The 26,776-nt window shown below is 71.6% G+C and carries 18 protein-coding genes; 3 read left to right on the top strand and 15 right to left on the bottom strand.

Features of this window, described 5'->3' with window-relative positions; genetic code table 11:
* Positions 1-72 precede the first annotated feature (72 nt).
* From ACIOGZ_RS23355 to ACIOGZ_RS23330, 6 genes are all read right to left on the bottom strand, one after another.
* Entirely contained in the window at positions 73-237 is a 165-nt protein-coding gene (locus tag ACIOGZ_RS23355; RefSeq protein ID WP_400987062.1) for a hypothetical protein, read from the bottom strand.
* Positions 238-1,364: 1,127 nt separating this feature from the next.
* Positions 1,365-2,135 (bottom strand): ricin-type beta-trefoil lectin domain protein, encoded by a 771-nt coding sequence (locus ACIOGZ_RS23350; RefSeq protein WP_400987060.1) that lies wholly within the window; start codon positions 2,133-2,135, stop codon positions 1,365-1,367.
* A 261-nt stretch (positions 2,136-2,396) separates the two neighbouring features.
* Positions 2,397-4,226: a glycoside hydrolase family 15 protein gene (locus tag ACIOGZ_RS23345; protein ID WP_400987058.1), complete on the bottom strand. Its 1,830-nt coding sequence runs from the start codon at positions 4,224-4,226 to the stop codon at positions 2,397-2,399.
* A gap of 242 nt (positions 4,227-4,468) precedes the next feature.
* Entirely contained in the window at positions 4,469-5,845 is a 1,377-nt protein-coding gene (locus ACIOGZ_RS23340) for a M64 family metallopeptidase (RefSeq protein WP_363621531.1), read from the bottom strand.
* A 159-nt stretch (positions 5,846-6,004) separates the two neighbouring features.
* Positions 6,005-6,172: a hypothetical protein gene (locus ACIOGZ_RS23335; protein WP_400987056.1), complete on the bottom strand. Its 168-nt coding sequence runs from the start codon at positions 6,170-6,172 to the stop codon at positions 6,005-6,007.
* A complete protein-coding gene (locus tag ACIOGZ_RS23330; protein WP_363633463.1) occupies positions 6,169-7,365 on the bottom strand; it encodes an FAD-dependent monooxygenase in 1,197 nt (398 codons plus the stop codon). The genes ACIOGZ_RS23335 and ACIOGZ_RS23330 overlap by 4 nt, the downstream gene beginning before the upstream one ends.
* 178 nt (positions 7,366-7,543) lie before the next feature.
* On the opposite strand from ACIOGZ_RS23330, the gene ACIOGZ_RS23325 reads away from it, so the two are divergent.
* On the top strand, positions 7,544-8,263 hold the full coding sequence (locus tag ACIOGZ_RS23325) for a TetR family transcriptional regulator (protein WP_363588779.1): 720 nt from the start codon (positions 7,544-7,546) through the stop codon (positions 8,261-8,263).
* Positions 8,264-8,402: 139 nt separating this feature from the next.
* Here the strand turns inward: ACIOGZ_RS23325 and ACIOGZ_RS23320 are convergent, their stop codons facing one another.
* The 3 genes from ACIOGZ_RS23320 to ACIOGZ_RS23310 form a co-directional block, all read right to left on the bottom strand.
* Positions 8,403-9,722: a cation:proton antiporter gene (locus tag ACIOGZ_RS23320; protein WP_400987054.1), complete on the bottom strand. Its 1,320-nt coding sequence runs from the start codon at positions 9,720-9,722 to the stop codon at positions 8,403-8,405.
* 149 nt (positions 9,723-9,871) lie between these two features.
* Positions 9,872-11,044 (bottom strand): 4-hydroxybenzoate 3-monooxygenase, encoded by a 1,173-nt coding sequence (locus tag ACIOGZ_RS23315; RefSeq protein WP_363588783.1) that lies wholly within the window; start codon positions 11,042-11,044, stop codon positions 9,872-9,874.
* Positions 11,045-11,269: 225 nt separating this feature from the next.
* The gene (locus ACIOGZ_RS23310; RefSeq protein ID WP_400987052.1) at positions 11,270-12,055 is read right to left on the bottom strand and encodes an AraC family transcriptional regulator; all 786 of its coding nucleotides are present in this window, start codon (positions 12,053-12,055) and stop codon (positions 11,270-11,272) included.
* Positions 12,056-12,153: 98 nt separating this feature from the next.
* On the opposite strand from ACIOGZ_RS23310, the gene ACIOGZ_RS23305 reads away from it, so the two are divergent.
* Positions 12,154-12,360 carry a hypothetical protein gene (locus ACIOGZ_RS23305; protein ID WP_400987050.1) on the top strand — a complete coding sequence of 69 codons (207 nt, stop codon included), beginning with the start codon at positions 12,154-12,156 and terminating at the stop codon, positions 12,358-12,360.
* Positions 12,361-12,378: 18 nt separating this feature from the next.
* Here the strand turns inward: ACIOGZ_RS23305 and ACIOGZ_RS23300 are convergent, their stop codons facing one another.
* From ACIOGZ_RS23300 to ACIOGZ_RS23275, 6 genes are all read right to left on the bottom strand, one after another.
* Positions 12,379-12,603: a holin gene (locus ACIOGZ_RS23300; RefSeq protein WP_063346317.1), complete on the bottom strand. Its 225-nt coding sequence runs from the start codon at positions 12,601-12,603 to the stop codon at positions 12,379-12,381.
* 195 nt (positions 12,604-12,798) lie between these two features.
* The gene (locus ACIOGZ_RS23295) at positions 12,799-13,494 is read right to left on the bottom strand and encodes a formyltransferase family protein (RefSeq protein WP_400802987.1); all 696 of its coding nucleotides are present in this window, start codon (positions 13,492-13,494) and stop codon (positions 12,799-12,801) included.
* A 5-nt stretch (positions 13,495-13,499) separates the two neighbouring features.
* Positions 13,500-14,738: a cytochrome P450 gene (locus ACIOGZ_RS23290; protein WP_400802989.1), complete on the bottom strand. Its 1,239-nt coding sequence runs from the start codon at positions 14,736-14,738 to the stop codon at positions 13,500-13,502.
* The gene (locus ACIOGZ_RS23285) at positions 14,735-16,528 is read right to left on the bottom strand and encodes a beta-ketoacyl synthase N-terminal-like domain-containing protein (protein WP_400802992.1); all 1,794 of its coding nucleotides are present in this window, start codon (positions 16,526-16,528) and stop codon (positions 14,735-14,737) included. The genes ACIOGZ_RS23290 and ACIOGZ_RS23285 overlap by 4 nt, the downstream gene beginning before the upstream one ends.
* Before the next feature lie 66 nt (positions 16,529-16,594).
* A complete protein-coding gene (locus ACIOGZ_RS23280; protein WP_400987048.1) occupies positions 16,595-18,421 on the bottom strand; it encodes an amino acid adenylation domain-containing protein in 1,827 nt (608 codons plus the stop codon).
* The gene (locus ACIOGZ_RS23275) at positions 18,418-24,438 is read right to left on the bottom strand and encodes an acyltransferase domain-containing protein (protein ID WP_400987046.1); all 6,021 of its coding nucleotides are present in this window, start codon (positions 24,436-24,438) and stop codon (positions 18,418-18,420) included. The genes ACIOGZ_RS23280 and ACIOGZ_RS23275 overlap by 4 nt, the downstream gene beginning before the upstream one ends.
* A gap of 786 nt (positions 24,439-25,224) precedes the next feature.
* Between ACIOGZ_RS23275 and ACIOGZ_RS23270 the strand changes: the two genes are divergently transcribed.
* A complete protein-coding gene (locus ACIOGZ_RS23270; protein WP_400987044.1) occupies positions 25,225-26,598 on the top strand; it encodes an MFS transporter in 1,374 nt (457 codons plus the stop codon).
* Positions 26,599-26,776 lie beyond the last annotated feature (178 nt).

Raw genomic sequence — 26,776 nt, 5'->3', positions numbered from 1 at the left:
CCTCACCTCATCGACGGATGCCTCGCCACCACCGGCCTGATCATGGATGGCTGACCAGATCTCAGACCGACATCACGAATTCAACTTCAGTAGTTCGAGGGAGGTGAAGCGGCGTTTCCCGCCAAGCGACTTCGACAGCTTGTCTGGGGAGATTCCGATGCGCTCCGCCATGACGGCCTGGGTCTCACCCGTTGAGCCGATGACCTGACGCACGCGTTCAATCAGTCCGGCATCCATGCTGCGACCGTACAGTCGCGTTGCGATTCTCGCAATCGACATGACCAGGTTGTGACCTGGGGTTCACCCGCCCGAGTGAGTGCGCGGCGCGCACTGGCGGCGCAGCCACGAAAGGTGCCACGACCTGCGGAAACGCAATCGCGGCCACACAGTGATTGGGCGCCGCCGGGCGCAGTGGCGAGCCAGATCGGCAATGGCTGCTGCAATCATTGGTACAGACCACGCCGCACGTCATTGCTTCGGGGTCGTGCCGGCTTGTCGAGCCGATAGCCGTGTCCGCGTCCGCGTCCGCCCAAGGCCTCCCCGCGTAGACCAGGACACGGCTGTGCCCCACTGAGCAGGGCCAGTGGGGCACAGCCACGCAAGCAGTCAGGAGAGGCTGGTGATCTGCAGAACTGTGACGCGGCGCGCCTCCTCGTTCAGCAGCAGTCGGCCCCGCGCTTGTGGGGATAGTTCTGGGGCGGCGGCCCAGGAGAAGAATCAGGCCTTTTCGGCCTCGCGCCTCCGGGTGGGGGTTGTCGGCATCAGGGGGATCTTGGTCGGCTCGCTACCTGGGCGACGGCTCCCGGCTCTCCCGGCAGTTGAGGGGGATGCCGTCGTCGGTGGAGGCCAGGACTTTGTGGTGCTGCTCCTTCGTCCCGTGTGCCACGTTCGCGTGGTCCTTGGTCGACGGGAATGTCCGGTTGGCCTTGGAACATTCCGTCGCGTCCCGCTGGTTCTGGTGCTCGGTCAGTCATGGGCCCGGATCCGGACCCATGGTGTGATCTCTGGGGAGACATCCGGGTCTTCGGAAACCGCCATGATGCCCACGCGAAGCTCCCCTACTGCCCAGTTCGACGGACTCAATCGAACGCATGGATCCCTCCTTCGGAAAGGTGTCGACCTCCAGGTCGGGGTATGACACCCCCGTCGCCAGCGTGGGCAACTGGCTTATAGGCGAGACTATTTGTGGCCGACAAGAGGTGGTCCCGTTGTGCGGTATGCCGCACAACGGGACCACCGGCCACCAGCAGCCGAGCTGTCAGCGGGAATCCAGCTTCCGGACCCCGTGGCTCCGGAGGTGGGATTCGAGGGGCCCCGTCGGGCCGGCCGTGGGGGAGATCACGGCCGGGCCGAGGGGTGGGGGATCAGTGCGGGAGGTTCCACTTCTGGTTGTCGGCGCCGTTGCAGTCCCAAATGCCGAGCTGGTTGCCGTTGTTGGTGGCGAAGCCCAGGTCGTCCAGGCAGCGGCCGGACTGCGGGTTGAGCAGCGAGCCGTCGGACTGGGCCTTCCACTGCTGGGCGCCGCCGCCGTTGCAGTCGTAGAGCTGGATCATGGTGTGGTTGGCGGTGCCGCCGCCCTGCACGTCCATGCACTTGCCCAGGGCGCGCAGCGTCCCGTCCACCCCGACGGTCCACTTCTGGGCGTTCGTGCCGTTGCAGTCGTAGATCTGGACCGCGGTGCCGTTCTTGTTCTCGCCGCCCTGGACGTCGATGCACTTGCTCGCGTAGCCGCTGATCTGGCCCTGCGGCCCGGAGACCGGCGGCGGCACCGTCCCGAGGAAGACGACCTGCGGGAACATGACGGTGTCGCCGAAGTTGCACATGGCGGTGCTCATCCCGCTGCCGACGACGGCTCCGCCGATCGCCATGCGCATGTACGGGCCGGTGTGGTTGACGTAGTACTGGCACTGCGCCTGCACGCGCCAGATCTGCAGGGGGCTGATGTCCGTACAGGTTCCGATGACCTGGCCGCCGCCGGTGGCGATGGCGTTACACCCGCCGGCCAGCGACGCGCCCGAACTCGACTGCTCCGCCTGGGCGGTGGCGGGCGCAGCTTGGCGCGCGGCGGCGGATGCGGCCTGGGCGGCGGCGGGGACGGTGAGTGCCGCGGCGGAGGCCAGCAGCGTGGTCATCATGACAACAGCGGTACGGCGCATGAGGGTTGGGCCCTTTCCGTGATGACAGGGTGATGGCACTGCTCAGATGTTGCGCAGGTTTGGTCATGAGCATTGCAGTGCCGCCTGGGGCCGTCAACGGATGTGGGCCGACAAGATGTCGCCATTCACCTCAGCTCATCCGCGACCTGCTCGTTCCCCCCGAACGGGAACCGGAGAGGAACCGGACAGGAGCAGGAAGGGAGCCGAACAGGGGCTGGATTCAGCCGAATTGACGCAATCTCAGCCCAGCGCGCGGTCGAGGTTGAAGGCCGCGCTGATCAGCGACAGGTGGGTGAAGGCCTGCGGGAAGTTGCCGAGTTGCTCGCCGGTCGGGCCGATCTCCTCGGCGAACAGCCCGAGGTGGTTGGCGTAGGTGAGCATCTTCTCGAAGGCGAGCCGGGCCTCCTCCAGGCGGCCGGCGCGGGCCAGTGCCTCCACGTACCAGAAGGAGCAGATCGAGAAGGTGCCCTCCGAGCCGCTCAGGCCGTCCGGGCTGGTGGCCGGGTTGTAGCGGTAGACCAGGGAGTCGGAGACCAGGCCCTTGGTGAGCGCGTCCAGGGTGGAGAGCCACTTGGGGTCGGTGGGCGAGATGAACTTGGCCATCGGCATCATCAGCAGCGAGGCGTCCAGCTCGCCGTCGTCCAGGGACTGGACGAACGCGCCCAGCTCGCTCGACCAGCCGCGCCGCATGATCTGGTGGTAGATCGCGTCCCGGGTCTGCCGCCAGCGGGGCAGGTCGGCCGGCAGGCCGCGGCGGTTCGCCATCCGGATCGCCCGCTCCAGCGCCACCCAGCACATCAGCCGCGAGTACACGTAGTTCCTGCGGCCCCCGCGGGTCTCCCAGATGCCCTCGTCGGGCTGGTCCCAGTGGTCGCAGAGCCAGTCCGCCACCATGCCGACGTCCTCCCAGCCGTCGCTGCTGATCGGCTGCCTCCACTTGTCGTACAGGTAGATGGAGTCGATCATGGCTCCGTAGATGTCCAGCTGGAGCTGGCCGGTGGCGGCGTTGCCGACCCGGACGGGTGCGGAGCCCAGGTGGCCCTCCAGGTGCGGCAGCGCGTACTCGGGCAGCTCGGTGCGCCCGTCGATGCCGTACATGATCTGCAACGGGCCGTTCGCGGCGGTGTCGCGCATGCGCTCGAAGAGGAAGCCCATGAACGCCTCGGCCTCCGAGGTGAACCCGAGGCGCAGCATCGCGTAGACGCAGAAGGCGGCGTCGCGGACCCACATGTACCGGTAGTCCCAGTTGCGCTCGCCGCCGACCTGTTCGGGCAGGCTGGTGGTGGGTGCGGCGACGATCGCGCCGGTCGGCGCGTAGGTGAGCAGTTTGAGCAGCAGGGCGGAGCGGTGGACCATCTCCCGCCACCGCCCCTGGTAGCGCGACCCGGCCAGCCAGTGGCGCCAGAACCGGACGGTCGCCTCGAACTGCTCCTCCGCCTCGGCGCGCGGACACGACCGGGCCGGGACGTCGTCGCCGATCTGGTCGAGGGCGAACACGACGGAGTCGCCCTCCAGGAGCTTGAAGTGCGACCACACGTCCAGTCCGTCGGTCTCCAGCGGCGCGGTGGCGGTCAGCGCGAGGGTGAGCGACGGGGAGCGGAAGACCGCGACGTGGCCTTCGAGGGACACGGTGTGCGCCTCGGCGCCGTAGCCGAAGCGCGGGGCGATCCGCGCCCGGAACGGGAGGATTCCCCGGACGCAGACCAGCCGGCGGATCAGCCGGTGCCGGGCGACCTCGGGCGACTCGTCGGCCACGGGCATGAAGTCCTGGATCTCCGCCACGCCGTCCGCGGCGAAGAAGCGCGTGATCAGCACGTTCGTGTCGGGGAAGTAGAACTGCCGGGTGCGGGTCGGGACGTCCGCGGCCAGCTCGAACGATCCGCCCCGGTCCGCGTCGAGGATGGCCCCGAACACGCTGGGCGCGTCGAAGCGCGGACAGCAGTACCAGTCGATGGTGCCGTTCGTGCCGACCAGGGCGGTCGTCCGGAGGTCGCCGATCAGGCCGTGCTCAGAGATCGGCAGGTACCGGCCGCTGTCCGCCTGCTCGAACCCCGTCGTGTCGAACGCCATGCCGACCTCCCCGCCGCTGTGGCGCGGGCTTGGAGACGAAGCCTTCCCAGCCATGGTAGATCGCCGTCGGCATGAAGGCCGGGCCGAGCACCGGCCGGGCCTCGCGGGCCCCTGCCGGTGCGGGCCCGGCCGGGGCGACCTCCGGCCGGTGCGGCTTCCGCCGTGGGCGCGGCCCCTCCCGTCCCGGCCGGGCAGGAGGGGCCGGACACGACGGGCCGGGCACGACGGGCCACGCCCCGTGGTCAGCGGGTGACGCTCCAGACCAGGCTGCGGGTCAGCGCCGGGGTCAGGGCCGGGTCGATGACGGCCGAGGTGGGGTCGTTCGCGACGGCCTTGAGCTCGTGGGCGGCGGGCTTAGGGCCGGTGGGGCCGAGGTCGGAGACGGCGATCGTCTTGCGGTCGCGCAGGGCCGTCACCTCCTTGCCGTCGAGGTACCACCGCAGCTTGGTGCCGGAGACCGGGAGGTCGACGGTGAGGCGGTCGGTCGCGGTCAGCCGGGTGGTGACGGGCGTGGCGCTGGAGAGGGTGGAGGCGCGCCGGTAGAAGCCGGCGATCATCGCCTCGCGGCCGGGGAGGTTGAACTCACGGCCGAGCGAGCGCATCACCGAGTTGTCGGTCGGCCGGTTGAGGCCGGACGGGTAGTTGCTGGCGCCCTGGTAGGCACCGACCTTGCCGCCGTCGGGCGAGGTCTTGCCGAGCCAGCGGTACCACTTGGTCTTGTCCTGGCGCATCCGGTCGGCGCTCAGGGTGGTGATGTTGGGCTGCCCGGGCTCCGCGCCCTGGTAGGGCCCCGCCCCGTCGGCCCAGTACTCGTCCGCGAGCTTGCCCAGCGAGTGGCCGGTCTCGTGCACCGCTATCTGCCCGGACGCGCCGTTGCCGCCCGCCACGGTGGCGATGCCCTCGTACCCGAGCGGCGACTGGGTGCTGCCGTAGCCGGCGCCGCCGTACTTGGCGGTGTTGGCGACGACGATCACGAGGTCGGCCTGCGGGGCCTTCGCGGCGTAGGCGTCGACGGCCTTGACGTCCACGCACAGCAGCCGCTCGATGGAGTTGCACCAGAAGTGCGAGCCGAGGGCGGTCTTGCGGACGGTGTTCTGCTTCGGGTCCCCGGAGACCCCCGACTGTGCGGAGACCGCGCCCACGGCCCACACGTTGAACAGCTTGCGGTAGGTGGCGTAGGGCTCGACGGCGCTGATGTCCTTCCACTTCGCCGCGGCGTCCTTGCGGAACTTGTCCTGCTCCGAGGCCGTGTAGCCGTCGCCGATCATGACCACGTCCAGCTTGCTGTCCGTGCTCCCGTTGTTGACGACCTTCGTGACGGCGCCGTCCCCGGCAGCGGCCCCGGCGGCGTCCACGCTCATGGACTGCTCGGCTACGAAGGGGGACGCCGAAGGGACCTTGGTCCGGCTGATGGCGCCGTCCTCGGCGAAGACCTCGACGTCCTGGTCGCCCGGGAAGGCGCCCGGGAAGGCGTCCGGGAAGGCGGTGACGGCGGCCGGGTCGGACGGGACGTCGACCGGCTCGGACGGGGCGGCGACCGCCGGGCCGACGCCGACGGCGAGGGCCGCCAGCGTCGTGACGCCGGCCAGGAGGACCGAGGTGAACCTGCTGTTGCGCAAAGGAGTTTCTCCGAAATCGATGGGCGGCGAGGGCCGGTGACGAGCTTTCCGGGACATGACGCGCGGTGCCGCACGGTCCCGCGCCGTGACACCGCCGCCCCCCGCCAACACGGCCGCACCAGGCACGAGCTGACTGGGCGACATCGCCCGGTCGCCACCTCACCGGTGGATACGGCCGGTCCCCCACGAACGGTTCACACCGGCTGCCGCCACGGTGGTGACGGCGTCCTCGAAGTGGTCGACGACGGCCAGGCGGCCTGCGATGTCCACTCGTACGATGCCGCCTGCGCGCAGCCGGCCGAACGAGGGAAGATCGGGCCCAGTCATGAGTAATCCCCGCGTGTGGCACGGGACTTGAGCACACTCCCGGCCCGGGCTGTCGCGAGCACGACCGGCGACAGCCGAGTGGCCAGGTTCCTGGCCAGGATGCCGCCGCGGCCGGCCGGGACGAGCAGCGCGAAGGCCGCTCGTACGGACTGCCGGGCCTGGTCCACCAGCCCCCGGTGCGCGGCCTCGTAGCGGGCCAGGGCCGCGCGGTGGTCGGCGGGATCGGCGGCCAGGGCATCGGCCAGGCTGTAGGCGCCCGCCATGGCCAGGCTGGAGCCGCCGCCGAAGAGCGACACGCAGGACGCGGCGTCGCCGAGCAGCGTGACCCGGCCCCGCGACCACTGCGGCAGCCGGACCTGGCTCACCGCGTCGAAGTACAGTTCCTCGCTCTCGCGCACCTGCGCCAGCACCTCGGGCGCGCGCCAGCCCATCCCGGCGAACGCGGCGGTCAGCAGTCGCCGGTGCTGCTCGGTGTCGCGGTGGTCGAAGTCCGGCACGGCGGCGGACCGGACCATGAACGCGGCCAACGGCCTGCCGCATCCGGGATGCACGCAGAGAGCACGGCCCGGCGCGTTGTGGATCGCCACTTCCCGCAGGTCGCCCGCCGCCCCGGCCAACGGCATGGTGGCCACGTACATCCCCAGGTGGCGGACGAACCCGGACTCCGGGCCGAAGGCCAGCCGGCGGACGGCGGAGTGCAGGCCGTCGGCGCCGACCACCAGGGCGAAGCGGCGGGGGCGGCCGTACTCGAAGGTGACGTCGACACCCGCCTCGTCCTGGCTCAGGCTCGCGATCGAGTCGCCGAACACGAACTCGGCGTCGTCCCGGCTCGCTTCGTGGACGATCGCGGCGAGATCGCCGCGCGGCAGCTCGACCGTGTCGGCCCGGGCCGCGCCCGACAGGCCCCGCAGGTCGATCCTGCCGACCCGGCGGCCCGCGCCGTTGTAGAAGCCCACACCGGTCACCTGGGTGGCGGCCGCACGGAGGCGGTCCCTGATCCCCATCCGCTCGGCGACCTCCATCGCGCGACCGGCGACATCGACCGGGCTGCCGCTGGAGCGTACGGCCGCGGCCCGCTCGACCACGGTCGGCTGGAAGCCGTGGCGGGCCAGCCAGTGGGCGAGCGTCGGTCCGGCGATGCCGGCCCCGGAGATCAGCACGGTGCGATCGGCCGTCTTGGTCGAGGCGTTCATGGACGCTCCTTCTGTCATCGCCTGATCGCGTGTCATCGCCTGATCGCGGTCAGGCCGACTCGCGGCAGCCGTCGCCGGTCAGCGGTCGCGTCGGCGCTCCCGGACTGACCATCGGTCAGTAATTTGACGCTACGCCCTGACCGCTGGTCAGGCAAGGGGCAGCGACTAGGCTCCCCGTATGACTGCCGAGAACCCCGACACCCGGGCACGGATCCTTGCGGTGGCCCTGGAGGAGTTCGCCGCGCACGGCTACCACGCCACCTCGGTACGCGGGATCGCCGAGCGGGTGGACGTGACGAAGGCCGCGGTGCTGTACCACTTCCCCAGCAAGGCGGACATCCTCGGCGCGCTGATCGAACCGATGCTGGACGACCTGGACGCCGCGCTGGCGCCCACCGGCCCGCCGGATCCGGCCGCAGTCCGCTGGGCGGCGATCGAGGGGCTGCTCGACGTCTGGCTGCGCCACCGCGACCTGCTGCGGATGAGCCTGTACGACGCGGCGCCGGGCCTCTCGGGCCCGGGCTTCACGCGCTTCCGCGACGGGATGATGCGCGCGAACGTCCTGGTGGCGGGGCCCCACCCGGACTTCGTCGCCCGGGTGCGCGCCGCCCAGACGATCGCCATGCTCTCCGACCCGGTGATCCTGCTCGCCGACGCCCCGCCCGAGGACCTGCGCGCCTGCGTCCTGGCCGGGGTGCACCGGCTGCTGGACGGCCCCGAACCGCCCGCCGCCGGCCCTGGGCGCGTCGGCGGTGAGCGGCGCGGCCGACCGAGCGCGATGAGCCCGGCGATGGTCGACACCGCCCGGCGCCTGCACGCGGCCGGCCGCACCGCCGAGCAGATCGCGGCGGCACTCGGAGTCTCCCGGGCGACGGTCTACCGCCACCTGCCGACGTAGCCGGAGACACGAGAACCGCCGCCAGGCAACGGCTAATAATGAGACTTCATTGAGACACCGGAGGTCATCTCAGCGGTGATGCCGGTCGGACAGGCGCAGGAAGTGTCCACCCCACCGGTGCTCCGGGTCTCGCGGTGCGTCACGCGCCGCTGGCCTCCTCGATGCCCGATCTCGCGGCGGCGTCCTGCTGTTGACGGGGCAGAGCGACGGCGCCGACCGGAGAAGCGGCATCAGGAGCACGGATGAGGCGCCGCACGAGCGGGTTGACGGGCAGGGTCGCGGCGAAGGCGGTGACGAGGAGAACGGTGAACAGCCGGTCGCCGATGATGCCGAGGTCACGGCCCAGGGTCAGGATGAGGACCTCGCCGAGGCCCTTGGTGTTGAGCAGGACCGCCACCGTCGTGGCCTCACCGCGCGGCACGCCGATCAGCCGGGCACCCAGTCTGGCGCCGGCGAACTTGCCGCCCCACGTGACGGCCAGGAACACCACCACCGCGACCAGGCTTCCGGAACCCAGCCCGCCGATGTCCACGGACAGCCCGGTGAGCGCGAAGAAGACCGGCACCAGCAGCGCCCCCGCGTGGCGCATCGGCGCCTCGACGGCGTGCCGCAGTTCCTCGGCGGCGTCGCGCGGCATGGCCAGCCCGAAGGCGAAGGCGCCGATCACGGCGTGCATGCCGAGCCACGAGGTGGTCCACGCGGACAGCAGGATCCCGCTGCCGAGGGTCAGCAGGACGAGCAGGGGATGTCCGTCGGCGCGGACCGGCCGGCGCAGCAGGCGCCGCAGCAGCGGGCGGATCGCGAAGGCCATCGCCGCCGCGTAGCAGGCGAGTTCGGCGAGCGAGAGGAGGACGTGGTCCGAGCCGCCGCTCCGGGCCACGGAGGCGATGCAGGCGACGCCGCACCAGGCGGTGATCTCGGTGAGCGCCCCGCAGGCCGTGGCCATGGCCCCGGTGCGGGTCGCCTGCAGCTGGTTCTCCCCCACGATGCGCGCGAGCACCGACAGCGCGCTGGCGGACAGCGCGATGCCCAGGAACACGGCCAGCAGCACGGGGGACGTCTCCGTACCGATGAGGCGGGGCCACCTGGCCACGAGGACGGCCGCCAGGGCGACCGCGAAAGCGAAGGGCACGGCGACGGACGCCGCGGTGACCGCCACCACGGTGCGGACCCGCCCGTTCAGCTGCTTCAGGTCGAGTTCCCAGCCGACGGCGAACATGAAGAGCGTGATGCCCAGTTGGGCGATCACCGACAGGTGCTCACGGACCTGGGGCGGGAAGAGGACGTGCGGGAGGTCGCCCGGCAGCAGCCCGAGGACGCTCGGCCCCAGGATCACCCCGACCGCGATCTCGCCGACCACCACCGGTTGACGCAGGCGAGTGCGCAGCGGCGACAGGGCGAGCCCGATCAGCAGGATGGTCGCGATGTCGGCCAGCGCGGTCGAGGAGGAGCCTTCCATGGTCGTGCGCCTTCCTGGGAACGGGGACGTGCGCGGCCCGGGGGCGCGGCCCCTGCATTATCGGGAAGGGCCCGTTCGTCGACGTAGCGTTCCCTGCGTGTCGCGGGCGCGCGGCTCCTCCCCCGCGCCCCGACCCGGACCTTCACGCCCTAGTTGGTGCCGGCGGTCAGCTCGCTGAACAGTTTGTTTGCCGACTCGGAGGCGAACTGGCGCTGGAGCTCGGCGCGGGCGATCTGCTTCTTGAACTCGCCCTCGTAGCCGGTGAAGCCCGCGTTGTGCATGGTGTCGGTGATCCACGTGGCGAACGCCTGGTAGTTCCAGATGTGTGGCAGGCAGGTCTGCGAGTAGCTGTCGAGGAGGCCGGAGTCGCCCTCCTTGGCGTGGCGGATCACTGCGCGGGCGAAGACCTCGGTGTCGTGCAGAGCGAGGTGGATGCCCTTGGCGCTCATCGGCGGCACGATGTGCGCGGCGTCGCCCAGGAGGTAGAGGCTGCCGTAGCTCATCGGGTCGAACACCACACTGCGCAGCGGAACGATCTGCTTGGACAGGATCTGCCCGCGCGAGGGCGGCGTGCCGAAGCGGGCCTCCAGCTCGCTCCAGATCCGCTCGTCCGGCCACTGCTCGGGGGTGTCGTCGACCGCGCACTGCAAGTAGATCCGGCTGGCTTCGGGGCCGCGGGGGATCATCCCGGCCAGTCCCAGTTCGTGGATCGCCATGCCCGAGGGCTTGGTCTCGGTGGCGGCCAGGACGCTGAGCCAGGAGTAGCCGTACTCGTGGGAGTACTCGGTCAGCGCGGAGGCGGGGATGGAGCGGCGGGAGACGCCGTGGAAGCCGTCGCAGCCGGCGATGAAGTCGCAGTCGACGGCTCGCGCCGCACCGTCGGCGTCCCGGTAGCGCACCACGGGGTGGCCCTGGGTGAGGTTTTCCAGGGTGACGTCTGCGGCTTCGTAGCGCAGGTCACCGCCCTCGCGGAGGAAGACCTCGGTGAGGTTGCGCACCAGGACCTGCTGCGGGCAGTACAGGCTCTCGTTGTTGTCCTCGTCCACGTCGATCGGCATCGCGTGGCCGTCGATGTAGAAGCCGCCCTCGCTGTACGGGATGGGGTCGCCTGCGAGGACCTCCTCCAGGCCCCATTCGCGGAGGAGGCGCACGCCGAAGGTGTCGATCGTTCCGGCGCGCTGGCGCTTCTCGACGTAGGCGCGAGGGTGCTTCTCCAGCACGACGCAGTCGACGCCGTTGCGCAGCAGGAAGTTGCCGAGAGTCAGACCGGCGACGCCGGCCCCGATGATGACGACGGCCGTGTCGTCGTGTGTCTCAGTCATGCGTGCGAGCCCTTCATGATCCGTGCAGTGGTCGGTACGCGCCGAGCGCGTACGTCGCGGCGGCGGCCGTGAGGTCGGAGGGCCGGCGCTCGCTCGCTGTCCACTATGGAAGACCCGGCGGGCCGCGAACCACTGGTAAGTCGACACCCGATACCGGAAACCCGCCAAGCTGGCTCTGGCGTCGCGCGCTGTGCACCTGACCAGCGCGAACCGCCCGGGTGGGGGCTAGCGCGCGTGGAAGCGCAGGCCGGCCCGATAGCGGCCGGGGGTCTGGCCGACGACTTCGGTGAAGGCGTCGATGAAGGTGGACGGATTGGACCATCCGCACGCGACCGTGGTCTCCGTCACCGTCATCCCGTCGGTCAGGTGCGCCAAGGCGTGGTGGATGCGCAGCGTGGTCCGCCAGCGGTGGAAGCTCATGCTCAGCTCGGCGTGGAACAGGCGGCTGAGCGTGCGCTCGCTGGCTCCCACCGCCTGGCCGAGCTCGGCCAGGGTGCAAGGCCGGGCGGGGTCCGCGCGCAGCAGGTCGGTGGCGGCGCGCAGCCGGTCGTCGCTCGCTTCGGGAAGGTGGAGGGAGGTCTCGGCGGCGTCGGCCAACTCGTCCACGATCACGGCGAGCAGGCGCCGGTGGGCGCCAGGCCGCCGTTCTGGCTCGTCGGTGAGCGCCAGAAGGGCCTCGCGCAGCAACGGGCTTACCGCGAAGACGCTGGGGTGATCGATGAGCACGGCGCACAAGTCGAGTGGGACGGACACCAGCCGTACGTCGGTCTGCCCGTAGAAGCGGTGCGAGTGGGCAAAGCGCGGAGGCGTCCAGGTGATCCGGTCCGCCGGGGCGACCCACGTGCCGCGCTCCGTCGCCGTGACCAAGGCGCCGGCGGCGGCGTAGACCAGCTGACCGTGGACGTGGCTGTGTGGATCGAGCTGAAAGCCGTGCGGCAGCCAGGCACCGCCTTTCAGGATCTCCTCGTCTGCATCGGCGGGCAGCGGTGAAGTATGGCGGGTTGTCGGCATCGGGCGTCAGTTTACCGGTGGTCTCGCGCAGAGCGTCGCGCCGACAGTGGTCGCATGACCACGGTGACGCTCAAGTCCCGTCCCCGGTGGAGGTAGCGGTGGCCTCCCGGATCCAGCGCCCGCGCAAGCGGCGGATGCTGTCGTTGACCGTGCAGGGAAGCGAGCAGCCCAGTCCGCATTTCATGACCGTCACGCTCGGCGGCGAGGACGTCCAGCACCTGGAGCGGGCAGGCTTTGTCGCCTTCCCCGCCGCCGTATGGGGCGCCTTTGTCGCGGCCGTTCGCGAGGGCGAGTTCCCGGCTTAGCGCACCCGGCCGGGCCGGTCACTCGTGGGGGCGGGCCAGCAGGGCCGCCGAGTTCGGGTCGCCGACGAAGGTCGCCGCCACTCCCTTGACCACGGCCAGCGCGGCCGGCAGTGCCGCCACGGCCGCCGCCTTGAACGCGCCGATCGACGTCAGGTCGAATCCGTCCGCCAGCAGCAGGCCGAGGAACGCCACGGCGTAGGTGGCGACGGTGCGTTCGGCCAGGTCGATGATGAACTTCCGCATGGTCGGGACTCCTTCGCGGTGAAGGTGCAGAGGTACGCGGGGGGCGCTCGGAATCGCCGTCCCTGGTGTACACGTTCACGCTGTCGAGTTCCGACGACGGACTCGGCGTCCAGTCCGGTGCCGGGTTCACCCACCGGCCCGGTGCCCCGCACACGTGTGGTGTGCGGGGCACCGGTTCCAGAGGCCACTTGGCCGTCACCCTTCGTGCAGGGCCCACTTGCTGCTGTCGACCTGCACCGTTCCGGGCAGCGCGATGAGTTCGGGCTTGAACAGCGGTGGCGCGCCCATCGCGGGCTCCCAGGTGGCCAGCTTCTCGTCCTGCGGAACCTCGATCCGCCGGTCCGCGGTGAGGTCGGCGACCACCTTCAGGAGCAGTCGCACGCCGAGCGGCGCCAGGTGGTCGCGCCACAGGCTCTGCGCGGTCGAGCCCGGAGGCACGAACAGGTGCTCCTGGGCGGCGAGCGGGCCCGCGTCCGTGCGCTCGGTGAGGTGGTAGACGCTTCCGCCCGTCACCTTGTCGCCGTCGCGGATCGTCCACCGGATGGCGTCCCGGCCGCGGTGCAGCGGCAGCAGGCTGGGGTGGTACCCGATGGTGGCGACGGCGGCCCGGGCGCGGGTCTGGCGGCCGAGGAAGGCGTGCGAGTGCGCGGCGACGATGATGTCCACCCCGTCCGGGATGTGCCGCGCGCGCAGTTCGGCCGAGTCCGTCCACGGGACGTCCTTGTGGTACGCCCAGGAGCGCAGGCGGTCCCAGCACATCGCGTCGCCCTCGTCGGACTTCCCCTTGCGCAGCCGGGGGGCGGCTGCGCCGACGATCTTGTGCCCGTCGTCCGACAGGGCTTCCGCGACCGCGACCGCGAATCCCCCTTGTCCTGACATGTAGATGTTCATCCGGATCAGTCGACCTCTTTCAGTCCGCGGTGGTCGGGCTCGAACCGCACCGGCATCGTGGAGAACCCGGTCAGGAAGTTGGACCGGATCCGCAGCGCCTCCTCGGTCTGCTCGAACCCGGTGGTGAAGTCCCGCAGGGCCGTGAGCAGTTCGGCGATCTCCACCTTGGCCAGGTACGAGCCGACGCAGAAGTGCGGGCCGTAGCCGAAGGCCAGGTGCTTGTTGGGGGTGCGGCCGAGGTCGAACACCCCGGGCCGCGCGAAGACCCGTTCGTCCCGGTTGCCGGAGGCGTGCCAGAGCGTGACGATGTCGCCCGGGCGCAGCCGTACGCCGTGCAGTTCGGTCTCCCGTACGGCGCTGCGCCCGAAGTGCATCGTGGGAGAGGCCCAGCGCAGCACCTCGTCCACGGCGGTCTCGACCGCGACCTCGCCGTGCTTGAACCGCCGCCACTGCTCGGGCCTGGCGGCGAGCGTGTGGACGCAGTCGATCATCGTCAGCCGGCTGGTCTCGTCGCCGCCGATGATCAGGCTGTAGCAGTTGAGCACGACGTCCTCGTCGGACAGCGGCACACCGTCGATGGAGCTGCCGATCAGCATGCTGATCACGTCGTCGCCCGGGGACTCGCGCCGCTCCTCGACGACGTCCAGGAAGTACATCAGGATCTCGTTGCGGGCCATCTCGGAGTCGACCTCGTCGACGTCCTCGTCCTCGGCCGACAGCGCGGTCTTGGTCAGGCCGAGCAGGTAGTCCCGGTCCTGCTCGGGCACGCCGAGCAGGTTCGAGATCGTGGTCATCGGGATCCGGCCGGCGATCTCCTCCGCGAACTCGCAGCCGCCGGACTCGACGGCCTCGCGGATCCACTGCCGGGTGTTGACCCGGACCGTCCGCGCGACCTCGTCGAGCACCCTCGGCGAGAGCACCCGCTGGAGAATCTTGCGCAGTTCGTGGTGCCGGGGCCCGTCGGTGACGGCCAGCATCCGGCCGGCCCCCGCGTCGCCGCCCTCCAGGAGCGTGACGAGCACGTTGCCGCGCTCGGACGTGAAGTTCGCGTTGTCCCGGTAGGTGGCCATGATGTCGTCGTGGCGGGAGAGCACCCAGAACCCCCGGCGGCCGTCGACGGGCGGGTTCCAGTGCATCGGGGCGGTGTCCCGCAGGGTGCGCCAGAACCCGTCGAGGTCGTGGTCCGCGAAGGTGGCCGGGTCGCCCAGGTCCACGGTGTCCGGTGCCGGCGTGCTCATGGTCACCAGTCCGTGCGCCAGAACCGGCGCGGCTGGAACGGGTAGGTGGGCAGCGGCACGCGGCGGCTGGCCTCCCCCAGGTGCAGGGCCTCGAAGTCCACCTGCTGGCCGGTCACCCAGGCGGCGGCCAGCTCGGACAGCGCCCGCGCGTCCTGGCCGGACGGCACGATCCCGTTGTCGTTGCGGGAGAAGCGGGAGAAGGAGCCCGGGTCCGCCTGCGGGGCGGCGGCGGTCGTGGTGGCGGGGCCGCGGGCGGCGTCGTCGGACAGCGCCGCGATCAGCTCCGCGCGGCTGCGGACCACGGCCGCCCACCGGCGGGCCATCACCTTGCGGCCGAGGTTGAGGCTGAAGCAGACGTCGTCCAGGCGCAGGTCGGGGTCGGCCTCCAGCCGGTCCTTGAGCCGCGCGCGCTGGCGGGCCAGCGCGTCGTCGTCCAGGGCGGACAGGGTGGCCAGCCGCGGCCGGCCCTCGTCCTCGGGGGCGCGTCCGGCGGCCGTCGGGGCCTCCTCCAGCAGCAGGTGCGCGTTGTAGCCGCCGCCACCGATCGAGGTGATGCCCGCGCGGCGGATGCCGGCCTCCGGCTCCCAGTGCGCCCCTTCGATCTGCGGCACGAAGGGGGTGCTGGGGAAGTCGAGGTCCTGGTTGACCTCGGTCAGGTTGATCGTCGCCGGGAGCGTCTTGTGGTGCAGCGCCAGCGCGGCCTTGATCGCGCCGAAGCCGCCCGAGACCACGCCGCCGTGGCCGACGTTGCCCTTGACCCCGCCGATCGAGGTGGTCGCGGTCTGCTTCCCGAACGCCATGGTCGCCGCGTGCACTTCGAGCTCGTCGGTCATCGGCAGGCCGAGGCCGTTGGCCTCGTACATGGACACCGTGTCCGGGGTGACGCCGCCGACCTCCATGGCGTTGGCGATGCAGGCGCTCAGCCGCTCGGGCTGGGCCAGGCCGTACGCCATCGCGCTGACGCCGTTGTTGTTGACGGCCGAGCCCTTGACCACGGCGTAGATGTGGTCGCGGTCGGCGACGGCGTGGCCCAGCGGCTTCAGCAGCACGGTGACGACCCCGCTGGACAGCGCGGTGCCGGTGCCGTTGGCGTCGAACGGGCGGCAGTGGCCGTCCTTCGACAGGATGCGGTTCTCCTCCCACAGGTGGCCGCGCGGGTGCGGCAGGCGGACCATCGCGCCGCCGGCGATCGCCAGGTCGGTCTGGCCGAGCAGCAGCGACTGACAGGCCAGGTGGACCGCGTAGTGGAAGCCCGCGCAGACGGCGGCGACGGTGACGGCCTCGCCGATGAGCCCCATGTAGTACAGCGCGTTGGAGGTCATGGTGTCCGGCGACCACGCCAGGCTGGCCTCGATCGCCTCGGGGCCGACCGACACCCGGTCCGGCGGGGAGCTGTAGAGCGCGGCGGTCTGCGGGTTGTTGGCGCCGTACATGCCGATCTCGGCCCTGAGCCGGTCCGGGTCGTAGCCGCCGTCCTCCAGCGTCTCCCAGGCGCTCTCCAGGAACAGCCGGTTCTCCGGGGTCATCGCGGCCGCCATCCGGTCGCTGATGCCGAACACCGACGGGTCGAACTTGTCGTACGTGTCGAGCACGCCGCAGGCCCGCACGTAGAACGGGCTGTGGATCAGGGTCTCGTCGACGTGGATGTCGTCCTTGGCCAGGAACGACACGGACTCCCGGCCGTGGACGAGGTTGTCCCAGAACTGCTCCTTGGTGCGGGCTCCGGGCGCCCGCAGGGACATGCCGATGACGGCCACGTCGCCCGGGTCGTAGTCCTGCTCGGGGTTGTCGGTCATGGGGAGGCTCCTGCTTCGTTTCGAGTGAGGGTGACTCAGCGGCCGCTGTACGCAGACGTCGGCGGCTCAGCGGCCGGTGGCGCCGCCGCGGCCGCGCAGCGCGGCCCGACGGGTGTTGGCGCGCGCACGGGCGGACTGGACCGCCTCGGGGGTGGCGCCGCTCTCGTCGTCGAGCCAGCGGGCGAGGGAGGAGATGTCGCGGAAGCTGAAGAGGTCGGGCACCCGGACGCGGCGGTCGAAGCGCCGGGTCATCAGCCGGGCGAGGCGGATGAGCAGCAGGGAGTCCCCGCCGAGGTCGTAGAAGGCGGACTGCACGTCGATGCTCGACGGTTCGAGGTCGAGCAGTTGGCCCCAGATCTCCGACAGGGCCACCTCGGTCGGCGTGCCGGCGGCCGTCAGGGGCCCGCCGCTGTCGGCGGCCGGCGGCTCGGGCAGCGCGTTGCGGTCGAGCTTTCCGCCCGGCCCCAGCGGAAGGGCGGCGAGGACCACGAGCGTCGCGGGCACCATGTAGTCGGGCAGTTCGACGGCGAGCCTGCCGGTGACGGCGCTCTGGAGCGCGGCGTCCAGCCGGGGGCCGCCTTGCGGCGCGTCGTCGCCGGCGGGCACGACGTAGCCGACGAGCCGGTTGCCCCGGACGACGGCGGCGGCCTCCCGGACTTCGGGGCAGCCGGTCAGCCGGGCCTCGACCTCCTCCAGCTCGATGCGGTAGCCGCGCAGCTTGACCTGGTGGTCGGTGCGGCCGAGGAAGCGGAGTTCGCCGCCGTCGGTGAACTTGACGACGTCCCCGGTGCGGTACATCCGCTCGCCGTTGCGGAACGGGTCCGGCACGAAGCGTTCGGCCGTGGTGCGCGGCCGGTTGACGTAGCCGTGCGCGAGGCCGGCGCCGCCGAGGTAGAGCTCGCCGGGCTCACCGGCCGGGAGCGGCTTCAGCTGCTCGTCGAGCACGTAGACCCGGTCGCTGGTCGTCGGCGGGCCGATCGTCGGTTCGTCGGTCCCGTCCTCGGGCACCGGCCCGAACGAGCAGAAGACCGTCCCCTCGGTGGGGCCGTAGGCGTTGAACACCCGGTCGGCGCCGGTCTCCCGGTAGGTGCGGTCCACCAGCTTGCGGCGCAGGGCCTCGCCGCCGAACACGACCGTGCGCACGTTCGGCGGCAGGGCTCCGGCGTCGAGCAGGCTGTTCATGACCGAGGGGACGACGTTCAGGTGGGTGATCCGGTCGGCGTACCGGCTCTCCGGCAGGTGCACGGCGCTCTCGACGAGCACGACGGCGCCGCCGCGGCACAGCGCGTTGAAGATCTCCATCACGGACAGGTCGAAGCAGACCGAGCTCGCCGCCGAGACTCCGCTCAGGTCGCAGCCGTCGAGGACCCGGTCCATCTCGGCGAGCATCGCCACGCAGCCGCCGTGCCGGACGGCCACGCCCTTGGGTCTGCCGGTGGAGCCCGAGGTGTAGATGACGTACGCGGTGTCGCCGGGCACGACCGCGACGGGCTTCGCGCCGGGCTCGGTCGTCACGCTCTCCCCCAGCACGACCACGGTCGGTCCGGGCGGGCAACTGGCCCGGGACGCGGGGGTGGTGAGCAGCAGGCGGGTCCCGCTGTCCTGGACCATGAAGGTCAGCCGGTCGGCGGGGTAGTTCGGGTCCAGCGGCAGGTAGCAGGATCCGGCGCGCAGGGCCGCCAGGATGCCGACGAGCAGGTCGGGGGTGCGCTCGACGCAGATGCCGACCGGGACGCCGGGGCCCGCGCCGTCGGCGACCAGCCGTTCGGCCAACTCCCGGGAGCGCTCGTTCAGTTCGCCGTAGGTCAGGACGCCGGCGTCGGAGTAGACGGCGGTCGCGTCGGGGTTCTTGAGGGCCTGCTCGACGAACGCGGAGTGCAGGGTTTCGGTCACCGGTCCGTCTCCTCGGGGAGGCCGGTCGGCGCGAAGTCGCCGATGGCCCGGTCGGGTTGGGTGATCGCGTCGAAGAGCACGGTGCGGTACAGCGCGAGCAGTGCCGTCACGGTCTGCCTTTCCAGGTAGCTCGGTTTGAACTGGACGTGGCCGGCCACCTCGCCGTCGATGTCGGCCATCGAGATCTCGAGGTCGAACTTGGCGAGGTGCCTGCGCACCTGAAGCGGTTCGAGCGGCAGCGCGCCGTCGGGCGTGATGGTGTCGCCGATGCCGTGGAAGAGCTTGACGGACCGGGGGAACGCGTCCGAGGAGAGCCAGTTCACCACCACGTCGAACCACGGGGAGCGCCCCTCGGCCCTCGGCGGCCGCAGCTGGGAGGCCAGCAGGTCGAGGGGGTAGTTCATGTGCTCCAGGAGGCCGAGCGAGAAGGCGTGGACCTCGCGCAGCAGCTCGCGGAAGCTGCGGTCACCGGCGGGGTTCGCCCGCACCAGCACGGTGTTGAGGTAGTAGCCGATGGCGGATTCCCAGCCGGGTTCGGCGCGTTGGGCGATGGCGGTGGCCAGTACGGCGTCCTCGGTGCCGACCGCGCGGTTGAGCGTGGCGAAGAACCCGGCCAGCACGACGGTGCTGATCGACACGCCTTCTCGTACGGCGAACTCCCGCAGCAGGCGGGTCTCTTCGGCGCTCCAGCGGAAGGCGAGGTCGCGGCCCTCGTAGGTGACGCCCGGCGGCCGCTCCTTGGTGGACAGGTCGAGGTGGGCGGGCGGGTCGGCCAGCTTCTGCGACCACCAGTCCAGGGCCACGCCGGCCGCCGGCCCGGCCAGCCACTGCCGCTCCCACGCGACGAACTCCGTGTACGGGACGACCGGCGCGCTGTCGGCGGGGTCGGCGCCCTCGTAGAACTCCTGGAGTTCGCGGATCATGACGTCGGCCGACGCCGCGTCCGACGCGATGTGGTGGACGAGCACCAGCAGGTAGTGGTCCGCCGGACCGCGCGTCATGAGGACGATCCGCACCAGCGGCCCGTTGTCCAGGTCGAGCGGCTCGTGCCCGTAGCGGGCCAGTTCCTCGCGGGCCTGTTCGTCGTCCAGGTCGGTGCCGTCCGCCACGACGAACTCGTACACCGGTTCGTCCAGGATGACCTGGTACGGGCTGCCGCCCGCCTCCACGAAGAGGGTGCGCAGCGCGGGGTGGCGCTCCATCACGGCCCGTACGGCGCGGTCCAGGGCCTTCTCGTCGACGGCGGTCCGGATCCGGGCGGTCACCATGAAGTTGTAGGGCACGGCGTCCGGCGCGACCATCTGCATGAACCACAGCGAGGCCTGGCCGTGCGAGGCCGGTGCCAGTGCGAGGCCGAGGCCGTCGGCGCGCAACTGGTCCAGGGCCGGTGCGTCGGTGGCCTCCAGCAGTCCGCGCGCGTCCAGTTCGTCCACCAGCTCCTCGGCGTCCAGTTCGGACAGCTCGTCGAGGTACGTCCGGTCCGGCTCGGCCTCGGGGGCCGAGGCGGGGGCGGGGGCGGGGGCGGGGGCGGCCGACGGTACGGGCGGTGCCGTCGCGGGCGCGGCCGGTCCGGCGGTGAGCTCGACGAAGTGGCCGACGACCTCGGAGATGGACCGGCCGTCCAGGAACACCACCGGCGACACCCGGTGCCCGAACAGCGACTGCAGCCTGTTGACGAGGCGGATCGCCAGCATCGAGTCGAGGCCGAAGTCGAGCATGCTGGCGTTCACGTCGAACCTGCTCACCGGCACGCCCAGCGCGTCGGCGAGCTCGGCGAGGACGACCTCCGCCACCGGCCGGATCTCCGTCGGCTGCTCCTCCTCCACCACACGGGCCACGGGCGCGGCCGCGGCTTCAACGGCCGGGGCCGGCGCGTGGGCGGGGCGGGGCTCGGTGTCGATCCAGTAGCGGTCCTTCTGCCACTGGACGAGCGGCGTCTCCACGACCTCGACGTCGTCGGCGAACAGCGGGTCGAAGGTCAGCGGCAGGCCCCTGACGTACAACGACGCGGCGGCGCCCAGCAGGCAGCGGAGGTCGCTCTCGTCGCGCCGCAGGGAGTTGATCGCGTGCACCTGGGCGCCACGGGTCAGCGCGATCTCCTCGACCGCGCCGCGCAGCGTCTCGTGCGGGCCGATCTCGATGAAGGTGCCGACGCCCTGGTCGACCAGCGCACCGATCGTCTCGGCGAACCGGACCTGGTTGCGCAGGTTGTGCACCCAGTAGTCGACGTCGGCGACCGGGTTCACCGTGTCGGCCAGTGCCGTGGAGTGGAAGTCGATGCCGGGCGTCAGCGGGGTGATGCCGTCGATGCCCGCGCGCAGCGGCTGGAGCAGCGGGTCCATGCCGGGGCTGTGCACCGGCCGTTCGACCCGGATCCGCCGGGTCGAGATCCCGTCCCGCTTGAGGTCGGCCTCCAGGGCGTCGACGGCTTCGGGCGAGCCGGAGACCGCCGCGCTGGTGGGGCTGTTGACCACGGCGACGGCCGCGTGCGCGGCGTAGGGGGCCAGCCGCGGCAGCAGCTCCGCCTCCGGCAGGTCGACCGAGATCATGGCGCCCGCGGCGGCCTTGCGCTCCAGCAGGTGCGACCGGGCGACCACCACGCGGGCGGCGTCCTCCAGCGACAGCGCGCCGGCCACGCAGGCGGCCGCGACCTCGCCCAGGCTGTGCCCGACGACGGCGGTCGGCTGGATGCCGAGTCCGAGCCAGACCTTCGCCAGCGAGACCTGGAGGGCGAACAGCACCGGCTGCTGGAAGTCCATCTCCTCGTACCCGGCCTCGTCGGCCGGGGCGGCGAGCCGGTCGAGCACCGAGCAGCCGCCGGCCGCGCGCACGGCGGCGTCGCAGGCGGTCATCCAGGTGCGGAAGCCGGCGTGCGAGCGCAGGAGTTCGCGGCCCATGCCGACCCACTGGGTGCCGCCGCCGGAGAACACCAGCGCGACCCGCCGGTCGACGGTGCCGGAGACCGTGCCCGTGACGACGTCGGGGTGCGGCTGGCCGGTGGCGACCCTGGCGAGGCCGTCCAGGACGTCCTGCCGGTTGCGGGCGAACAGGGCGATCCGGTGGTTGTGGTGGGTGCGCCTGGCGGCGAGCGTGTAGGCGAGGTCGGAGACCCGCAGGCCCGCGTCGCGTTCGACGTGGTTGGACAGCTCGCGGCAGGTGTCGGCCAGCGCGCCGGCCGTACGTGCGGTGACAGGGACGAGGTGCACCTGCTCGTCGGCGGCGGCGTCGCTCCGGCCGGGCGTGACGTGCCGCCCACGGTCGCCCGCGAGGAAGGGGTGGGCCGCGACGGGGAGGCCGGCGGTGTACAGGGCGCCGAGCGAGCCGAGCAGGGTCGAGGCCTCGTCGGCGCCGCGGCGCAGCGAGGGCAGGGTGGTCGCCGTCAGGATCTCCGACACCGACTTGAGCAGGACGGGGTGCGGGCTGATCTCGATCACCGCGTCGACGTCGTGGTCGCGCAGCTTCGTCAGGGCGTCGACCACCCGGATCTCCCGGCGCAGGTTGTCCGCCCAGTAGTCCGGCCCGAGCTCGGCACCGTCGACGCGTTCGCCGGTGACCGTCGAGATCATCGGGATGCGGGTGGTCCGGGGCCTGATGCCGTCGAGTTCTACCTTCAGCGGGGCGAGGACGTGGTCGACCAGCGGGGAGTGCGGGGCGTGGCCCATCCGGACCCGGTGGTTGGTGACGCCCGCCGCGGTCAGCCGCTGGACGAGGTCGTCGATCTCCTGCGGTGTGCCGGTGACCAGGGTGGAGTTCAGGCCGTTGTGGCCGGAGACGGTGAGCCGGCCGGTCAGGTACGGCCCGACCTCGTCGGCGGCGGTCATCACCACGATGCCCTCGCCGCGCCCCACCGCGAGCTGCTGGAGGAGCCGGCCGTGGTGGGCGGCCAGGCGGGAGGCGTCGTCGAAGTCGAGCGCGCCGGCGATGTGGGAGGCGGCGAACTCGCCGACGCTCTGCCCCACGACGACGTCCGGCTCCACCCCCAGCGAGCGCCAGGCTTCGGCCAGCGCGACCTGGAGGGAGAACAGCAGCGGCTGGAAGACGTCCATGTCGTCGATGCGGCCGTCCGGGGACATCAGCTGCTCGACGAGCGAGAAGCCCAGCAGTTCCCGCATCCGCCGGTCGGACTTCATCATGGACCGGCGGAACACGGGCATTCCGGCGAGCAGTTGCCGGCCCATGCCCACCCACTGCGAGCCGTTGCCCGAGAACAGGAAGGCCACCCGCGGCCTGCGTCCGGTCCGTTCCCCGACGCTCAGCCCGGCGGCCGTCGCCCCGCTGCCGAAGGCGTCCAGCTGGGAGCGGAGTTCGGGCATGTCGCGGGCGGTGGCCGCGAGCCGGAACGGGCCGTCGCCGGGCGTCCGGCGGCAGAGCGCGCGCAGGTCGCTCTCGTCGCGCAGCGCCCGGGCCCGCTCGGCCAGCGCCTCCCGGGAGTCCGCGGCCAGCAGGAGCAGCGAGCTCTCGGGGCGCGGCAGTTCCTCGACGGCGACGTGACAGATCGCGCCGCCGAACCCGAACGAGCTGACGCCGCCCCGGCGGGCGTCGGAGCGTCGCGGCCACGGCGCCAGCCGGTCCTGGACGGTGAGGTTGTACTCGTCGAACATGATCTGCGGGTTTGGCGCGCTGTAGTGCAGGCTCGGCGGCAGCACGCCGTTGCGCATCGACATCGCGAGTTTGACCAGGCCGACGATGCCGGCGGCCGCCTCCAGGTGCCCGACGTTGGACTTGACGGACCCGAGCCGCAGCGGCTCCGTACGGCCGCCGCCCAGCACCGCGCCGATGGCGTTGGCCTCGATCGGGTCGCCGAGGGGCGTCGCGGAGCCGTGGCACTCGACGTAGTCCACGAGGTACGGGGCGATGCCCGCCCGCTGGTACGCGGTGCGGAGCATCTTCTCCTGCGCCTGGGGGTTCGGCGCCGTCATGCCGTTGCTCAGACCGTCGTTGTTGGAGGAGCTGCCCTTGATCAGGCAGTACACCGGCAGGTCGCGTTCCAGTGCCACGCTCAGCGGGGCGAGCACGACGACGCCGGCGCCCTCGCCGCGGACGTAGCCGTTGGCGCGGGCGTCGAAGGACTTGCAGCGGCCGTCCGGGGCGAGCGCGCCCATCGCGTCCATGGCGGTGTAGTAGTCGGAGACGAAGCTCAGGTTCACGCCGCCGGCCAGCACCAGGTCGCTCTCGCCCAGCCAGATCGACTGGCACCCCACGTGCACCGAGACCAGCGATCCGGCGCAGGCGGCGTCGATGGCCATGCTCGGGCCCTGGAGGCCGAGGACGTAGGAGACCCGGTTGGCGATGATGCCGTCGTGCATGCCGGTCGCGGTGTGCGGGGTGATCTGGCTGTCGGGGCCGCGGTAGTGCGCCAGGGCGGCGTAGTCGCCCCAACAGGAGGCCATGAACACGCCGGTGTCGCTGTCGACCAGGCTGTGGGGCGCGATGCCCGCGTCCTCCAGCGCCTCCCAGGACAGTTCCAGGATCAGGCGCTGCTGCGGGTCCATCTGGACGGCTTCGCGGGGCGAGATACCGAAGAACAGCGGATCGAACCGGTCGATGCCGTCGATGAATCCGCCCCAGCGCACCCTGTCGTTCAGCAGCTCGCGTCGCGCGGCCGGTACCGGCCCGACGGCGTCGCCGCCCTCGACCAGCAGCTGCCAGAACGACGACGGGTCCGGCCCGCCGGGGAACCGGCAGCCGATGCCCACGATCGCGACGGGCTCGTGCGAGGGCAGGCGGCGGCGCTCGGCACTCGGGGCGGGCTCCGCGGCACGCGGACCGTCGACGAGCGCACGCGCCAGCCCGTCGACGGTCGGGTACTGCCACATCCAGGTGGCCGGGACCTGCCAGCCGAGGAACTCGGACAGCGAGGCCGCGAGCGTCACCGATCTCAGCGAGTCCAGTCCGTACCGGTGCAGCGGCGCCGAGCGGTCCACCGCGCTCGCGGACACGTCCAACAGCTCGACAACACGGGAAAGCAGGAAATCCGTTACGGCGGAAATGTCTCGCGCTGCGCGCTCTCGGGGCACGGCGACTCCCTCAACAGGGCGGATGGAATGGACGGGTGGAGCTTCACGGCCGACCGGTCGGGGGGGTTCGGTCCACACCCGGGCAGCCGGACACGGGGGCGGCTCATGACGCGGAGGGTCCCCTTCGCCGCATCACGTTCCTGGGTGGGGCCGACGGTTGGCATGCGGATGGGATCGGCGTTTCCGATCTCCGCGTTCACAGCGAGTGAGAACTCCCGTTCGTGTACCGCTGTTTCGGCTGGCGGCGCAGCTCGCTCTCACCGCGGGAGAAATCACGGGCATCTCTGGGTCACATCGGTCCGCGGGTGCATCGACGACAGGATCGCGTACGCGGATTCTTCACCTGCACGGCTACTGTCGATGGGCTCCAAGGTCCATTTGGTCAAGCGCGACGAGTATGCTGATGGAGGCAAAATGGATCGTCAGTGCTAATCCGACCGGCGGACAGCAGAGTGCCAGTTTGTTAATGGTGAGACAAGCGCCATTCGAGGGCCGGTTGAGGCAGTGGCGAGATTTGATCTCCAAGTGTCCGGTTCGAGTTGGAGCTGTCGGCGGTCCGAAATGGCGCCTCGACTCAGCAGCGCCCCCGCGTCACCGCGCCCCGGCCGGGACAGGCGCACGACCCCGCGAAAGGCGCGCTCCACCGGCACGCGATTGGGGTAGACAGCGGCTGAGTGACCCATGCAAGCTGACCCCCATGGCAGTTGAGAATCTTGATGCGGCGTCAGTCGATGCCGACCGTTCCTTAGCCGGTCCCACCGGCCGCGACGTCGACGGCAGGCCCGCATGACCGACGCCACCGATACCACCGACAGCACCGACACCGCGGTCAAGCCGGCGCTCCGGCCGGGACTGGCACTCGGCGTACTGGCCGGGGCGCTCGCCCTGGACGTGAGCGGTCTCGGAGTCCTCAACGCCGCCCTGCCGTCGGTCGGAGCGCGCTTCGACCTGGACGAGACCACGCTCCAGTGGGTCATGACCGCCTACGCCGTCACGTTCGCCGGCTTCCTGCTGGTGGGCGGCCGACTGGCCGACGTCCTCGGCCGGCGGCGGGTGTTCGAGGTCGGGGTCGCCCTGTTCACCGTGTCCGCGTTGGTCGGGGCGCTGGCCCCGGACACCGCGGTGCTGCTGGGCGCGCGCGCCGCCCAGGGCATCGGCGCCGCCCTGTCCGGGCCGGCCGCGCTGGCCCTGCTCACCGAGACGTTTCCGGCCGGTCCGGCGCGCAACCGGGCCTTCAGCGTGTACGCGGCGGTCGGCGCCGCGAGCTTCAGCGGCGGGGTGCTGCTGGGCGGCGTACTGACCCAGTTCTTCGGCTGGCGTTCGGTGCTGTGGTTCTCGGTGCTGCTGGGGCTCGCCGTGCTGGCCGCGACCCGCGCCGGACTGCCCGGTGGCGCCGGGCACAGCGGCCGACTGGACCTGCCCGGCGCGATCACGGGCACGCTCGGACTCACCCTGCTCGTCGTCGGCGTGAGCAGCGACGGCGCGACGGCGTGGATCGTCCTCGGCGCCGCGGTGGCCTTCCTGGTGCTGTTCCTCGTGCGCGAGCACCGCACCGCCGACCCGGTGCTTCCGCTCGGCCTCTTCCGGATCAGGTCGGTCCGGGCCGCGAGCCTGGCGGCCTTCCTCCAGTACATGGGATCGGTCGGGCTGCTGTTCTTCGCGCCGCTGTACCTCCAGGGGATGCTGGACTACTCCCCCTTCGAGTCCGGTCTCGCGCTGGTGCCGATGTCCCTGGCCGTGTTCCTCACCGCCAACTTCGCCACCGGACGCCTGCTGGCCCGGTTCACCCCGCGCACGCTGATGGCGGTCGGCCTCGTCCTGATCGGCGGGGGTGCCGCACTGTGGCTGGGCACACCGCACGACGGCGGCTACGTGCAGTACGTGCTGCCCGGCCTGGTGCTCAGCGGCATCGGCCAGGGGCTGAACTTCCCCTCGATGACGTCCGCCGGGCTCACCGGAGTCCCGGCGCGGCAGCACGCCGTCGCCGGGGCGGTGAACGTCGTGGCGCAGCAGATCGGCGCCAGTGCGGGCGTCGCGGTGATGGTCCTGGTCGCCGCGACCGGCACGGACCAGCTCGCCGGCTACCACCTCGCCTACCTCACCGCCGCCGGCGCGTGCGTCCTCGGTGCGGCGGTCATCGCCGTACGACGGCAGGCCTGAGGGGCCCGGCCTACCGGCTCCCGGGGTTCGGGGTTCGGGGTTCGGGCGAGATCATGCGGAAGGGCGGCGGCCTGCACCACGTGGTGGACGGGCCCGCCCAAAGGACCGCCCGGCCGCGCGGAATGGGCGGCCGGGGTGGGGTCCGGGGGGGGGGGCTGGGGTGTATTGCAGGGCGCGG

It is taken from the genome of Kitasatospora sp. NPDC088160 (genome assembly GCF_044741445.1).
In the GTDB taxonomy this organism is placed as follows: Bacteria; Actinomycetota; Actinomycetes; order Streptomycetales; family Streptomycetaceae; genus Kitasatospora.
Note: the sequence above shows the minus strand (reverse complement) of the source record. Positions and strands in the feature narration are given on the sequence as shown.

Excerpts from the sequence above, each read along its gene's own strand:
- ACIOGZ_RS23355 (WP_400987062.1), bottom strand. The coding sequence starts at position 237 with ATGGATGCCGGACTGATTGAACGCGTGCGTCAGGTCATCGGCTCAACG.
- ACIOGZ_RS23350 (WP_400987060.1), bottom strand. The coding sequence starts at position 2,135 with ATGATGACCACGCTGCTGGCCTCCGCCGCGGCACTCACCGTCCCCGCC.
- ACIOGZ_RS23345 (WP_400987058.1), bottom strand. The coding sequence starts at position 4,226 with ATGGCGTTCGACACGACGGGGTTCGAGCAGGCGGACAGCGGCCGGTAC.
- ACIOGZ_RS23335 (WP_400987056.1), bottom strand. The coding sequence starts at position 6,172 with ATGACTGGGCCCGATCTTCCCTCGTTCGGCCGGCTGCGCGCAGGCGGC.
- ACIOGZ_RS23330 (WP_363633463.1), bottom strand. The coding sequence starts at position 7,365 with ATGAACGCCTCGACCAAGACGGCCGATCGCACCGTGCTGATCTCCGGG.
- ACIOGZ_RS23325 (WP_363588779.1), top strand. The coding sequence starts at position 7,544 with ATGACTGCCGAGAACCCCGACACCCGGGCACGGATCCTTGCGGTGGCC.
- ACIOGZ_RS23320 (WP_400987054.1), bottom strand. The coding sequence starts at position 9,722 with ATGGAAGGCTCCTCCTCGACCGCGCTGGCCGACATCGCGACCATCCTG.
- ACIOGZ_RS23315 (WP_363588783.1), bottom strand. The coding sequence starts at position 11,044 with ATGACTGAGACACACGACGACACGGCCGTCGTCATCATCGGGGCCGGC.
- ACIOGZ_RS23310 (WP_400987052.1), bottom strand. The coding sequence starts at position 12,055 with ATGCCGACAACCCGCCATACTTCACCGCTGCCCGCCGATGCAGACGAG.
- ACIOGZ_RS23300 (WP_063346317.1), bottom strand. The coding sequence starts at position 12,603 with ATGCGGAAGTTCATCATCGACCTGGCCGAACGCACCGTCGCCACCTAC.
- ACIOGZ_RS23295 (WP_400802987.1), bottom strand. The coding sequence starts at position 13,494 with ATGAACATCTACATGTCAGGACAAGGGGGATTCGCGGTCGCGGTCGCG.
- ACIOGZ_RS23285 (WP_400802992.1), bottom strand. The coding sequence starts at position 16,528 with ATGACCGACAACCCCGAGCAGGACTACGACCCGGGCGACGTGGCCGTC.
- ACIOGZ_RS23270 (WP_400987044.1), top strand. The coding sequence starts at position 25,225 with ATGACCGACGCCACCGATACCACCGACAGCACCGACACCGCGGTCAAG.